Below are 13,998 nucleotides of genomic sequence, written 5' to 3'. Positions count from 1 at the left end.
AAAAAATAAATTGAGAACAAATAGGAAGATGTTCGCTGGATATTAGGAAGGCAAGGAGTTTTTCAAATGAAAATAGTGACTGTACTGGGCGCTAGGCCCCAATTTATTAAAGCCGCTCCTCTTTCAGAAGCTCTCAGAAAAAACCATGAGGAGAAAATTGTGCATACGGGTCAGCATTATGATTACCAGATGTCGGATGTATTTTTCGAAGAATTAGGGATCCCCAAACCAGACTATTTTTTGGGAGTGGGCTCAAAGCAACATGGAGCACAAACTGGAGAGATGCTAACGGGTGTTGAAGAGGTGCTCCTCAAGGAAAAACCCGACTGGGTTCTCGTCTATGGGGATACGAACTCTACTTTGGCAGGGGCGTTGGCCGCAGCCAAGCTCCACATTCCGATCGCTCATGTCGAAGCGGGGTTGCGGAGTTATAACCGTCAGATGCCAGAAGAAGTAAATCGCGTCTTAACGGATCATCTCTCTACCTTATTGTTTTGTCCGACGGATCAGGCTGTGAAAAACCTTAGTCAGGAGGGCCTGACTGAAGGAGTGGTCCGTACGGGGGATGTCATGGCTGATGCCCTTTACTACCATGCCCGGCGGGTAGAGGAGCGTCAACCGGCGGAAGAACGAACCATCTCGGAGAACCTTCGGTATAAGAAGAAGTCGTATCTCTTGGCCACCGTTCACCGAGCGGAAAATACGGATAACCCCAGCCGTTTGGAAGGAATTATTAACTCCTTCGCTCAAATTGATGGGCAGATCGTTCTTCCCCTTCATCCCCGAACTAAAAAATTCCTCCTAGATCGGAAAATCACGATTCCGGGAAATGTTGAAGTGATTGAGCCTGTGGGCTATTTGGAAATGATTCTTTTGGAAAAAGGTGCTGAACTTATCTTGACAGACTCCGGCGGCGTGCAGAAAGAAGCGTACCTTTGGCGGGTGCCCTGTGTGACCCTGAGAGATGAAACCGAGTGGGTCGAGACCGTACATACGGGTTGGAATACCTTGACAGGCGCGAAAACAGAAGCAATCGTTGCCGCCGTCGCCCGCTATCGCCAAAACTCCTTGCCACCTTATCAGGAAAATCTCTATGGAAATGGTCGGGCTAGTGAAGAGATCGTAACTGCCATCGAACAGAAAAGAAGGCTAGGTACGTGAGCGAAGCACAACACGGTGAGAAACGTCGGATTGGCTTTTTCGTCTCCGCAGAGTTAGAGGGAGTTTACCGGGAGATTGCGGGCCTTTTGGGAATTGCTTGGAGTGGGAATTCTGACGATGAAATGTCTTCAGACTTCGATGTAATTTTGGTCGATGGAATTTCACTCGCGCGCTTAACTGAGCTTACGCTGAGCTACTCAGACTCTGACTCAGGACGGCCACATGAGGATAAACCTCTGATCTTGGTCTGTGGACCGGTTAGCGGGGAAAACCCAGACCTACGACTGAAGACGCTGCCTTTTCATCTGGGGCAAGAGGGGACTCGGCTTTTGATGGAGGGTCGAGACTATACGGAAAAGAACGTCAGTGAGCCTAGCCTCGATCTCATGCTTGAAGAACTACGCAAGGTACTGCGCCGGGAAGTCAGAAATTACATAGAACTTCCGCCTATCCCTTGGGGTTATTCTTATGCCATGACATTAACCCATGATATCGATATCTTAAGCCTCAAGGAAATGCCGATTGCGCGCACGTTTTTAGGGTACTTCTATCGCAGCTCTGTTTTGAATTGGAAACGTTGGCGGGCCAGAAAGGTTCAGACCTTAGAATTCTCCCGCACTCTTTGGGAAATGGTGAGGACGTGGACCGCGAAAGCTGGTATGGGGCAAGATGTCTGGCAGCGGGCTCTGCCTATGCTGCTTGCACTGGAAAAACGCCTTGGAGTTCGCTCAAGTCTTTATTTTATGCCTATGCCGGGGAAAGCGGGCATTCTTCCCGAAACCTTAAAGCTGTTTAAAGATAATGATAACGATAGTGGTAATCCGAAAAATGACGCTTATGATCAGGCAAGAGAAAGCGCCCCCGCCAACCGTGCCTCCTTTTATGACGTGACAAAGCATCAGGCCTTGCTTGATACCTTGGAAGACGGCGGTTGGGAAGCTGGGGTACATGGAATTGATGCTTGGCATGATGTTCAAGCAGCGCAAGCCGAACACGACCGGATTTCTCAGCTGACCGGGCAAAATGAAATCGGGGTACGCATGCACTGGCTTTACTTTCAGTCGCCAGACTCCTTTAAGGCCTTAGAAGAAGGTGGATTTCTATATGATGCGACATTCGGATATAATGAAGTCGTCGGTTTTCGGGCAGGAACGCTTCAACCCTATCATCCCTTAAATTGTCAAACCCTTTGGGAGCTACCACTACATATTCAAGATGGGGCCCTCATGGGGGAGGAATACCTGGACTTAAATCGGGAAGATGCTTTCAATAAAGCAAAACCTATCTTGGCTTGGGCCAAGCGCTTTGGTGGCGCCGTGAGTTTATTGTGGCATAATCAGAGTTTCACCGCTCCTCGTTTTTGGGGAGAAGTGTATGAACGTCTGATAGACCAAGGAAAGACGGACGGCGCTTGGATTGCAGTGCCACGGGATGTCTTACGTTGGTTCAACTTAAGGCGCAAGTGCGAGGTTGACTTGTCTATTGAAGGGACACACTGGCAAGTTAGGTGTGTCATTTCAGACCAAGATTTAATTCCGCCAACGTCCTTGCAGATCCCGCCCGTGCGGGTTCGCTTGTATATCGATCCTAGAAGGGTTTTGGCGGTTTCCGTGCCCTACGAGGTTGGAGAGGGTTATCTTGATTTTCCAGTCCAAGCCCTGGTTACACTAGAAGTGGAAGGAGAGGGTTGAGATGGGGCTTATACTCGCAAAGTGGGTTTTTTTCCTTCTCTGCGTTGGAACGGTGATCTATTATGGCTGGAAAAGACCAGCTATCTTACCTTCGCTGCTGGCAGGGGCGGTCGCCTTTGATATCTCTATTAACTGGTTTCCGGCTTTGGGACCACTTGGCTCACAGCTTGGTAGTCTTGCACGTCTCTTCACTGTCGGGGTTATCGGAGCCGCACTTTGGCGTCTCTGGCTTGAACCTGAGAAACGTCAGGTCCTGAAAGGAATTTTAAGTCACTTTTTAACTCGAGCCCTCATGATTTATATTGCAGTAGGAGCTGTAAGTCTCCTCTATTCTATAGGGCGAGGTAAGACTGCAGTGGAAGTTGCTCGCTTGCTCACGTTATTTTTGCTCTATCTCGGGATCTGCCTACTGGCAGAGCGTAAACATACCTTCCTCCCTTTCCATGTTGTCCATTGGGTCGGAGTTGCTTTGGTCCCACTTGCGCTCTATGAAGGAATGACACGCCAGTTTATCTGGCGAGGATACTTGGCTGAGGGCATGATCGCCCGAGTCAATGCAACCTTTGTGGATCCCAATATTTTTGCTCGCTACCTTGTTTTAGCGATTGTGGCAAATTTGGTTCTTCAATTTTTTAACACCTTACCATGGAAACGGCTTGTGTATTTTGGGTCGCTCTTAGGATTGCTTGGGGCGCTGGCCATTACGCTCTCACGCAGTGGGGTCGTAACCTTGGTTGTCGTCCTCATGCTGATGGTTATTCTTATTCCACGCAAACAGATAATCCAGCCGATTGGAGTTTTGGGACTGATCGGGGCTGTAATTGTGGCCTCGCGTCCGACCATTTGGCAGCGTTTGCTCACGTTTCGAGAAGGGTTTGGCGCTTTAGATGCCCAGCGGCAATATTTATGGAAAGTGGCTTGGGCGATGTTTAGAGATCATCCTATTTTTGGGGTCGGATTGGGCGGATTTCAGCAGATGTTTTTAACCCATTACATAAGCATGAAAACCGTGATTCCGGATGTTGAAGGGGTAACCCTTTCGCATACAACGATTCTAACAATTGCAGCAGAACTTGGCCTAATGGGATTGGCGGCACTAGCTTGGGTTTGGTTGGCCTTAGTTCGAGTGCTTAGACATTTGCGCAACGGTATGCTTGTACAGTCAGAAAGTATAAACTCCGTTATATACTTTCCAAGCATAAGTGCAACTAGGCAGCCGCCTTCGCCAAGGCTTGGCGCCAGCCAAGTTTTCTTTAACAGAAACAGCCTCGAGCGGTATATTCCCGGGGTGGGTTACTTTTTATGGATTACGACAGTTTTTATCAGCTCACAAGCCGAAGCGCGTTTTTTTGAAGATCCGATAATCTGGATTAGCATGGGAATGATGCTTTGCTTGTTGGGTGAGGTAGGGAGTGAGAAAACGACGTGGGTTTAAAATTACGATCCATCGAGCGCGCTGCATGGCAAGACTATTTAAAGGGGACGACTCAAGGGTCTCTCTTTCATCGTTGGGAATGGCAAGATATTATTGAAACAGGATTCGGTTTGCGGGTTAACCGCTTGGGTCTGTTTGACGACGAGGGGGTTCTTAAGGGCCTGTTGCCTTTGATCGAGCGGAAAATGAGCCTTTTGAAATTGGCAGGGAGTCCACTTTCCGGTGCGGCAACCCCTCACTGCGGACCATTAGGTGCCGTCTCCTTGACTGAAGTCCTTGCTGCTCTCGAGGGGTATGCCGCAGAACAACACATTGATTATCTCGAAATGAGTCTTCCTACTTTGGCCGAAAAAGACACTTTCGAACAAAATGGTTATACTGTTGAGGAGCTAATCACCTTGGAATTACCGATCCCCACGGATGAGACTTCCCTCTGGTCTGGGCTTGAAGTCCGTTGTCGCAATGCCGTACGTAAAGCAGAAAAATCAGGAGTCGAAGTGATTGAACCTCAGACCTTGGAAGAATGGCTTGAGCCGTATTATGAACTTTCGTGTGGGGTTTATCGTCGTCAGGAAATGGAGCCCCCCTTCAGCAAAGAATACTTCACGGCCCTTTGGCAGAACCTATATTCGAGTGGGGATTTAGTGGTCTTGCTCGCTCGTTTTGAAGGGAAAATAATTGCGGGTGGGATTTTCCCGAGGGATCGGAATGTCGGCTATTACCTAGACGGAGTTTCCGATCGGGAGTACAATAAAGTCGTACCTAATAATCTCGTGCAATGGGAATACTTAAAACGGGCCCAAGCCATGGGAATTCAACTCTACGATATGGTAGGGGCTAACATTCCGAGCATCGCGAAATTCAAGAAGAGTTTTGGGAGCATCGAGCGGAATTACCTCTATGCTTACCGCAACCGGACGATCGCGGCGCGTGTTGGCCGTACAGTTTATGCTAAACACGGGGAAACCATTAAGAAATTTCTTAAACGATCTTAAAGGAGCGCGGTCTAATTTGCGCATATTAATGCTAACACAATACTTTCCACCGGAGTCCGGGGCTGCTCAGGTTCGGCTCAAGGAAGTTGCCAAGGGGCTGCAACGTAACGGGCACGAGGTTACGGTTGTCACTGCGTTCCCCAACCACCCGAGTGGTGTAATTCCGCCAAACTATCGTGGGCATTGGCGAATGAAGGATGAAGTGGATGGGATACCCGTCTGGCGGACCTGGATTTATCCCGTGCAGAGAGGCCGTTTCTGGAAGCGTTTGCTTAATTATTTTTCCTTTGTCTTTTCCTCCTTCTGGGGCTTGAGCAAAGCAGGGAAGCAAGATATTTTGTTTTTCGAATCCCCACCGCTTTTTCTCGGAATCACGGCCTTAGTCTATGGGTGGTTCAATCACACACGGATTATCATGAATATTTCGGATCTCTGGCCAGAATCAGCCGTTGCTTTGGGACTCGTGAACAGCCAATGGATGATTAAGGCAGCAGAGGGATTGGAGAAGTTGCTTTACCGCAAAGCATGGAAAATATCCTGTCAAACGGAAGGAATTCGCTCGTCCTTAATTGAGCGTGGCGTGCCTAAGGAAAAAGTGACCTTTTTGCCTAACGGGGTGAACCTCGAACTTTTTGCACCGCGGGAACGAGATCAAGAGATGACCCAAAAGTTGGGTTTTAAAGAAGAGGACTTTGTCCTGATCTACGCCGGTACGATGGGCTATGCCCAGGGCCTTGAATCCGTGATTCAGACAGCGGAACTACTTAAAGAAGAAAAAAACCTCCAATTTTTGTTTGTCGGTGACGGTACGGAAAAACCGATGCTCGAAGCACTTGTGAAGGAAAAGGGATTAACCAATGTCTGCTTCGTCGATTTTCAACCGGTTCAGGAAATGCCGAGATATTTCTCCTTGTCCTCGGCAAGTATTGTTCCTTTGAAGAAAAACAAGCTCTTTGAAGGGGCACGGCCCTCGAAGATGTTCCCTGCTCTCGGGTCAGCGGTCCCCGTAATCTATTCTGGCGAAGGTGAGGCAGCCGAACTAGTCCTCTCATCGGGGGGCGGTGTCGTTGTTGAGCCGGAGAACAGTGAAGATTTAGCGCGAGCCATTATCGCCTTGAAAGAGAACCCTGATCGCCGTGAGATGGGTAGAAGAGGGCGAGAGTTTGTCCAAGGCAACTATACTTGGTCAGAAATTATTCAGCGTTGGCTTGGGGAGCTTGGGGTGTAAACCAGAGGTCAGAGGTCGGATAAGTTCAGGTCAAATTCATTAAGGGGGTTTTCCTGAATGCAAAGAAGATTTAAGGTGATTCTTGAGAAGAATGAAAGTGGAGGCTTTACGGTTACAGTCCCCTCTCTTCCTGGTTGCGTCACGCAGGGCGACGATCGAAGAGAAGCACTCGAACATGTTCAGGAGGCAATTGAGGGTTTTCTCGAAGCATTGGTGATCGAGGGATTACCTATCCCCTCAGCTGATGCAGAAATGGACGAAGTGCAGGTGAGTTACTGATTATGGTCAGAATACCTGGAGTTGAGGGGAAAGATGTTGTAGCTGCGCTTAAGAGGGCGGACTTTAGGCTCTCACATATACGAGGAAGCCACCATTAACTTCGACGATCCGGTGAAAGCCTAGTTTGTGTGCCGGTTCATGCTGGAGTGATTGTGGATATAAAGACATTAAAGAGTATTTTGGAACAGACAGATCTAACGATAAACGAGTTAATAGAATTGCTTTAGGGGGATCAGCGGAGCCTAAGATTGAAAAAAGGTAGTGTTCTAGTAGGCGCTTCCAAAGAAGGTGGAATTGTTATGAGTGTACGTCAAGAATTCTTACCCTATAATATTCCTTTGATAGAAGAGGACGATATCGCAGGGGTTGTGGACAGTCTAAGGTCAGGCTGGATCGCAAAGGGCCCCAAAACTATGGAATTCGAGAAACGTTTTGCCGAATATGTTGGAGCTAAATACGCTGTTGCAGTGAATTCTTGTACTGCAGCGTTGCATCTTGCCCTAGTGGCTGCTGGTATCGGGGAAGGAGACGAAGTCTTGACTACTCCGATGACCTTTGCCTCTTCAGCTAATGTGGTCATTCATACTGGGGCAAGGCCAGTACTCGTGGATATTGATCCGGTCACGATGAACATTGACCCCAAGAAAATTCGAGAGAAAATCTCGCCTCGGACCAAAGCGATCATCCCAGTTCATATAGCGGGGCATCCCTGCGAGATGGATGAAATCATGGCGATTGCGCGAGAACATAACCTTTTTGTCCTGGAAGACGCAGCCCATGCCGTTTATACCCAGTATAAAGGGAAAATGATTGGGTCGATTGGGAATGCCACCGCTTTCTCATTTTATGCCACCAAGAATCTAGTCACAGGTGAAGGCGGCATGGTCACAACCAACGATGAAGATTTGTATAATAAGATCCGCATCTTAAGTACGCACGGTATGAGTCGGAATGCCTGGAATCGCTATGCTCAAGCTGGTTCGTGGTACTATGAAATCCTTGCACCAGGGTATAAAGATAATATGTCTGACATAATGGCAGGACTGGGGCTGTCCCAACTGGATAAGCTGGAACGGATGCAGGGGATGCGCCAGGAAATTGCAGACTATTATAAGGTTGAGTTTGGAAAAATGCCGGAGATTGAAGTGCCCGTAGAACTCGATTATGCACGACACGCTTGGCATTTGTATATCATCAAGCTGAATTTGGATAAGCTATCCATAGATCGCGGAAAGTTTGTTGAAGAACTAAAAGAAGAGAATATTGGAACGAGTGTCCACTTTATTCCACTTCACATGCACCCGTATTACCGGGACACGTATGGATACAAGCCGGGCGACTTCCCGATCGCGGAGAGCGTTTTCGAGAGAACGATCTCCTTGCCGCTGTATCCTAAGATGAGCATGCAAGACGCGAGTGATGTGGTGAATGCGGTAAGGCGAGTGGTGGAGCGTTTCCGGAAGTAGAGAAAGGAGATAAATGATGGGTCAGAGATTTTCGGCATCTGTGGAGAGCAAAGAGTTTGAATATTCCCGGTGGCAATTAGTTCTGAAGCGGCTGCTTGACCTTCTAGTTGTCGTGGTTCTCCTTGTGATTTTATCCCCGCTCTGGCTCATCATTGTTCTTTGGATTCGGTCAGACTCTTCCGGGCCAGCGATTTTTAAGCAGACAAGAGTCGGTCTTGGCGGAAAACCTTATACCATTTATAAGTTTCGTACTATGGTTCAGAATGCGGAGGCTTTGATGAAGGACAGACTCGAAAAGGTGAAAGATCTGGAGAATTTCGTCTTTCAGGAAAAAGATGATCCGCGGATAACCCGAAGCGGTCGTTTTCTTAGAAAAACAAGTTTGGATGAACTGCCTCAACTTCTAAATATTTTGGTGGGAAATATGAGCTTGGTCGGCCCTCGCCCTGAGGTGCCGGAACTTGTAAAGCTCTATACACCAGAACAACAGCAACGCCTTAATGTTCTTCCAGGAGTTACTGGTTTGGCCCAAGTTAATGGGCGAAGTGAGCTGACCCTGGGGGAGACAATGGCTTATGACTTGGAATACGTCCGCATTTGGAGTTTCTGGTTGGACCTCAAAATTCTGTGGAAAACTATCTTTGTGGTTTTTACAGGCAAAGGTGCATATTAGGGAGATATCAAATTAAAGCCCCCCTCGGATTACGAGGGGGGCTTTAATTTGAGAATGAGGGGGATTAGTTTAGATCATCTAGCTTTTGAATTTCTTCTGAACTTAACCCTGTAATTTCTTCAATTTCCTTGACGCTCATCCCCTTAAGCCTTAGCTTCTTAGCAGCTATTCTCATTGCCGCAAGACCTTCCATTCGCCCTTCCACACGACCTTCCATTCGACCTTCCATTCGACCCATGTCCTTAGCCTCTTCTTCTAATGCTCGTAATACCTTGCTCATCATTAAAACCTCCATGATTTTCCGTGTATACTCTCGATCAATAAAATTATCGGATATTGCAATCACGCAACCAGTCAAAAACGTCTTCTGGGCTTCATCTCGGATCATACCTGCTAGTTCAATGGTTTCGAGAGCACGTTCAGGCTTGGAGTGCATACTCTTCATTAAAGGTAAAAAGGCTAATTGCATTTGTTCTAGTTCATTTAGTCTTGAACCCCTTAGAATTTTTTGTTCCAAGTCCGAAAAGATGCTATCCCCGTTGTAACGATCCATGTATATTCCTTTGGCTCGATATTCAATAGATCCACAGTTTAAAACCTCTTGTGCTCCACTAATTCCTGAACCGTAGACTACATAAGTATGAATCGTCTTCTTACGCTTTCGATACAAGGCTATATCGTACTCTAAAAATCGCTCCAGTTCTTCCGGGCCTTGAGTACTCTGAAATTCCAAATGCAAATAGCTATCATCAGCCAGATAAAAAACAAAGTCCATGGTTTTTTCTTGTACCATAATTGTAGGTAGATTTGCTGGTTCAGCACGTACGATCGGTGCAGTGTTAATATCATAAAAGTTCAGGACCCGATCGGCAAATATCTCAGTTAGAGATTTGAAAATTATATCTTTGTGTTGATAAGGTATTTCGCTATTCCCCAATCTTATTATATCTCTCCTTTTTAAATATTATATCTCTATCCGAAGTGAGCGTAAATATGTTTGTCAAGAAATTGCAGGAATGAGATCTTTCGTTAATTCGAAAGAGTAGAAACTGGAGACATGCAAGTCAAGAACCGTCCCCGATCTTGCATACACCATTTATAAGTTTCGTACTATGGTTCAGAATGCGGAGGCTTTGATGAAGGACAGACTCGAAAAGGTGAAAGATCTGGAGAATTTCGTCTTTCAGGAAAAAGATGATCCGCGGATAACCCGAAGCGGTCGTTTTCTTAGAAAAACAAGTTTGGATGAACTGCCTCAACGTTTAAATATTTTGGTGGGAAATATGAGCTTGGTCGGCCCTCGCCCTGAGGTGCCGGAACTTGTAAAGCTCTATACACCAGAACAACAGCAACGCCTCAATGTTCTTCCAGGAGTTACTGGTTTGGCCCAAGTGAATGGGCGAAGTGAGCTGACCCTGGGGGAGACAATGGCTTATGACTTGGAATATGTCCGCATTTGGAGTTTCTGGTTGGACCTCAAAATTCTGTGGAAAACTATCTTTGTGGTATTTTCAGGAAAGGGTGCCTTTTAAGGCGATCCAATTTAAAGCCCCCCTCGTTTGGCGAGGGGGGCTTTAAATGTAGGAATATGAGGGGGATTAGTTTAGATCATCTAGCTTTTGAATTTCTTCTGAACTTAACCCTGTAATTTCTTCAATTTCCTTGACGCTCATCCCCTTAAGCCTTAGCTTCTTAGCAGCTATTCTCATTGCATCAAGACCTTCCATTCGACCTTCCATTCGACCCATGTCCTTAGCCTCTTCTTCTAATGCTCGTAATACCTTGCTCATCATTAAAACCTCCATGATTTTCCGTGTATACTCTTGATCAATAAAATTATCGGATATTGCAATCACGCAACCAGTCAAAAACGTCTTCTGGGCTTCATCTCGGATCATACCTGCTAGTTCAATGGTTTCGAGAGCACGTTCAGGCTTGGAGTGCATACTCTTCATTAAAGGTAAAAAGGCTAATTGCATTTGTTCTAGTTCATTTAGTCTTGAACCCCTTAGAATTTTTTGTTCCAAGTCCGAAAAGATGCTATCCCCGTTGTAACGATCCATGTATATTCCTTTGGCTCGATATTCAATGGATCCACAGTTTAAAACCTCTTGTGCTCCACTAATTCCTGAACCGTAGACTACATAAGTATGAATCGTCTTTTTGCGCTTTCGATACAAGGCTATATCGTATTCTAAAAATCGCTCCAGTTCCTCCGGGCCTTGAGTACTCTGAAATTCCAAATGCAAATAGCTATCATCAGCCAGATAAAAAACAAAGTCCATGGTTTTTTCTTGTACCATAATTGTAGGTAGATTTGCTGGTTCAGCACGTACGATCGGTGCAGTGTTAATATCATAAAAGTTCAGGACCCGATCGGCAAATATCTCAGTTAGAGATTTGAAAATTATATCTTTGTGTTGATAAGGTATTTCGCTATTCCCCAATCTTATTATATCTCTCCTTTTTAAATATTATATCTCTATCCGAAGTGAACGTAAATATGTTTGTCAAGAAATTGCAGGAATGAGATCTTTCGTTAATTCGAAAGAATAGAAACTGGAGACATGCAAGTCAAGCATGCAAGTCAAGAACCGTCCCCGATCTTGCATAACTTTGGGCAGGAACTATCCCTTTCTTGTCGAATAAGGAATGTAATAAAGATCATCATGACTTAATTGTTATAGTAGGAAGGGGTAGAAATGGTGAGAACGCACCAATTCAGGAAGGTCATTGCAGTACTGATTGTCGGACTCTTTTTTTTGCAGTTAGTTCCGGTCAAAACGGCTTCAGCGGCAGTTGATCAAACGGCTTACTATACTGAGATCGGGAAAAAACTCGAATTTTGGGCCAATAAATATAACATTCCGCCGGTACTTCTTAAGGCCGTTGCTTGGATGGAGAGCGGGTGGAAACAATATGAACGGGATTCAACCACTGGGTTACCGATCACCGATAAACCGCTCATCGGATATGACGGTATCGGCATTGGAATTATGCAAGTTTCCTCCTATAACTCTGCGGACACAGCAACTGTGGATAGACTGAAAAACGACATTGACTATAATATTGAAGTGGGTTGCCAGCTCCTTAACCAGAAGTGGAGAGCTTATCCTAAGATTGGAAATGGAGACCGCAACGTCTTAGAAAATTGGTATTTCGCAATCTGGGGTTATAACAGTTGGGGTGCAAGGAATAACCCGAATAGCCTGAGCGGGGAGTCCACGTATCAAGATTCGATCTTCAGCCTTATGGGCCAAAAATATAATAGTGCTATTACCTTCGCTCCCGGAGCCACTAAATTCTCCAAAACCTTGTTGCCACCGATCAATCCTCCTAGCCTCCAAAGTCGCTGGAGTACACCGACGCCCACTCATTTGGGAGACCTAGCGCTTGATCAAAATCTCTTGATCGCTACGGGTGGAGGTTCCGGTGCGGAGGCTGCCAACGGGGATTACTGGTTCAATTATGCCCGTTGGGGTTCCTATTACGCCTTGGGATTTTACGCGACAGCTTATAATAGCCCGGTGGTCACGGATAAGACGCTCGTATCGCAGAAAATCCTAAGCTCATATGCCAATCTCTTGGCTGAAGCAGACGCTTTGCTCCTTGATGGGAAAGATACCTCAGACGCGAGTGCAGCTAAATACTACTGGACTGTCCTCCAGGGTCCTAGCTTAGATGCCGGAGTCACGCAACGGGCCACGACTGGCCTTCAAAGTGCTTTAAGCAAACTCTTAGCTGAAGCGGATAAATTATCCCTTGCAGGAACAGGATCCTCTCTCACGAGCGCAGTTCAAGATTATTGGATGATTCTTCAGGGCCAGAGTTTGGATGCAACCCTTGCGGAACAGACTAAAACAGGCCTTTTGGGTGCCTATAGTAAGCTCTTAGCTGAAGCGGATAAGTTAGCTTTAGTAGGGACAGACTCATCAAACGCCAGTGCTGCTAAATATTATTTAACAGTTCTGCAGGGGCCAATCTTGGATGCAGCTCTGACGGAACGGGCTAAAGTTGGCTACCAAAAAACGAATACTCCCGTCCCGACCCCAATCCCTGTGCCGGCACCAACCCCTACCCCTACCCCGACTCCTACTCCTACTCCGACGCCAACTTCCCAGCCGGTGGTCCCGAGTATCATACGCCTGTCAGGGACGCGAGCGGAGGACACGGCGATCAACATTTCACAAGCAGGGTGGGTCGATAACTCTTCCCCTGTTGTGCTCCTTGCGCGGGTAGACCGTTTTCAGGATGCCCTAGCAGCAGCCCCATTAGCTAAGAAACTTAAGGCGCCCTTGCTCTTAACAGCACCCGATCAGCTCGACAAGGCTGTTTTGCAAGAATTGAAACGCCTCGGTTCCGGAAGTAAGGTCTATGTCATTGGAGGAGAGGGTGCGATCAAAAAGACAGTAACGGACGCGCTTACCGCAGCAAACCTGCCGTCTGAGCGGATTTTCGGGGACACAGCCGCCGATACTGCGGCAGAGATCGCTAGGAGGATTGGCCCCAGTACTCAGGTAATCCTTGCTTCCAGTACCAGTTTCCCGGACGCCTTATCTGCGTCTGCCCCCGCGGCTGCTCTGGGGATTCCTATCTTGCTCACAGAAAAGAACACCTTGCCCGACTCCACCAAACAAATACTGAAAGAGTTCGCGGTGACTAAGACGATCATCGTCGGAGGAAAATTTGCCATATCGACTGCGTTTGACAGTAAGGGAGGCGCTCTGGAGAGCTATGGCCCGAAGCGCTTGGCTGGAAATACAAAATATGATACGATGTTACAGATTGTAAAGTATTTTAATCAAGATCCCATGTCAATCGTCGTTGCCACGGGGGAGACCTTTCCAGATGGCTTATCAGGGGGTGCTTTTGCCGCCTTAACGGGGAGCCCGATGCTTCTAATCCCCAAAAACAGTCTGAATGACGATACTAAAACTTATCTGGGAAGCTTGAGCGGCAAGACCACTAAAACTTATATTTTAGGTGGAACTGGGGTAATTGGCACTGTTAACGAGAAATTGATTAGTAGTCTATTAACTCAGTAGTACTCCTAAATCGGCAGAGGATGGA

11 protein-coding genes and 1 pseudogene are annotated in these 13,998 nt (G+C 46.9%); 10 read left to right on the top strand and 2 right to left on the bottom strand.

The window, feature by feature from the left end:
- The first annotated feature begins 66 nt into the window (after positions 1-66).
- The 8 genes from wecB (at position 67) to DSOL_RS10970 (ending at position 8,928) form a co-directional block, all read left to right on the top strand.
- Positions 67-1,161 carry a non-hydrolyzing UDP-N-acetylglucosamine 2-epimerase gene (gene wecB, locus DSOL_RS11010; RefSeq protein ID WP_075364904.1) on the top strand — a complete coding sequence of 365 codons (1,095 nt, stop codon included), beginning with the start codon at positions 67-69 and terminating at the stop codon, positions 1,159-1,161.
- Positions 1,158-2,852 (top strand): polysaccharide deacetylase family protein, encoded by a 1,695-nt coding sequence (locus tag DSOL_RS11005; RefSeq protein ID WP_075364903.1) that lies wholly within the window; start codon positions 1,158-1,160, stop codon positions 2,850-2,852. Before wecB ends, DSOL_RS11005 begins: the two co-directional genes overlap by 4 nt.
- A 1-nt stretch (position 2,853) precedes the next feature.
- On the top strand, positions 2,854-4,287 hold the full coding sequence (locus tag DSOL_RS11000; protein ID WP_075364902.1) for an O-antigen ligase family protein: 1,434 nt from the start codon (positions 2,854-2,856) through the stop codon (positions 4,285-4,287).
- Positions 4,278-5,282 carry a lipid II:glycine glycyltransferase FemX gene (locus DSOL_RS10995; RefSeq protein WP_075364901.1) on the top strand — a complete coding sequence of 335 codons (1,005 nt, stop codon included), beginning with the start codon at positions 4,278-4,280 and terminating at the stop codon, positions 5,280-5,282. Before DSOL_RS11000 ends, DSOL_RS10995 begins: the two co-directional genes overlap by 10 nt.
- A gap of 16 nt (positions 5,283-5,298) precedes the next feature.
- Positions 5,299-6,510, top strand: coding sequence for a glycosyltransferase family 4 protein (locus tag DSOL_RS10990; RefSeq protein WP_075364900.1), 1,212 nt, complete (start codon positions 5,299-5,301; stop codon positions 6,508-6,510).
- Positions 6,511-6,567: 57 nt separating this feature from the next.
- Complete coding sequence (locus tag DSOL_RS10985) at positions 6,568-6,789, top strand: type II toxin-antitoxin system HicB family antitoxin (RefSeq protein WP_075364899.1); 222 nt, start codon at positions 6,568-6,570, stop codon at positions 6,787-6,789.
- Between the two features lie 299 nt (positions 6,790-7,088).
- Complete coding sequence (locus DSOL_RS10975; protein WP_075364968.1) at positions 7,089-8,255, top strand: DegT/DnrJ/EryC1/StrS family aminotransferase; 1,167 nt, start codon at positions 7,089-7,091, stop codon at positions 8,253-8,255.
- Between the two features lie 16 nt (positions 8,256-8,271).
- Positions 8,272-8,928 carry a sugar transferase gene (locus DSOL_RS10970; RefSeq protein WP_083642479.1) on the top strand — a complete coding sequence of 219 codons (657 nt, stop codon included), beginning with the start codon at positions 8,272-8,274 and terminating at the stop codon, positions 8,926-8,928.
- Positions 8,929-8,992: 64 nt separating this feature from the next.
- On the opposite strand, the gene DSOL_RS10965 is transcribed toward DSOL_RS10970, so the two are convergent.
- Positions 8,993-9,865 carry an RpnC/YadD family protein gene (locus DSOL_RS10965; protein WP_075364898.1) on the bottom strand — a complete coding sequence of 291 codons (873 nt, stop codon included), beginning with the start codon at positions 9,863-9,865 and terminating at the stop codon, positions 8,993-8,995.
- A gap of 151 nt (positions 9,866-10,016) precedes the next feature.
- On the opposite strand from DSOL_RS10965, the pseudogene DSOL_RS10960 reads away from it, so the two are divergent.
- Positions 10,017-10,460, top strand: a pseudogene (locus DSOL_RS10960) (sugar transferase); the annotation flags it as partial.
- Between the two features lie 66 nt (positions 10,461-10,526).
- On the opposite strand, the gene DSOL_RS10955 reads toward DSOL_RS10960, so the two are convergent.
- The gene (locus DSOL_RS10955) at positions 10,527-11,375 is read right to left on the bottom strand and encodes a hypothetical protein (RefSeq protein ID WP_083642477.1); all 849 of its coding nucleotides are present in this window, start codon (positions 11,373-11,375) and stop codon (positions 10,527-10,529) included.
- 255 nt (positions 11,376-11,630) lie between these two features.
- Between DSOL_RS10955 and DSOL_RS10950 the strand changes: the two genes are divergently transcribed.
- Complete coding sequence (locus DSOL_RS10950; protein ID WP_075364896.1) at positions 11,631-13,973, top strand: cell wall-binding repeat-containing protein; 2,343 nt, start codon at positions 11,631-11,633, stop codon at positions 13,971-13,973.
- Positions 13,974-13,998 lie beyond the last annotated feature (25 nt).

The organism is Desulfosporosinus metallidurans, from assembly GCF_001936615.1.
In the GTDB taxonomy this organism is placed as follows: domain Bacteria; phylum Bacillota; class Desulfitobacteriia; order Desulfitobacteriales; family Desulfitobacteriaceae; genus Desulfosporosinus; species Desulfosporosinus metallidurans.
This window is presented reverse-complemented; position numbering and strand designations above follow the sequence as displayed.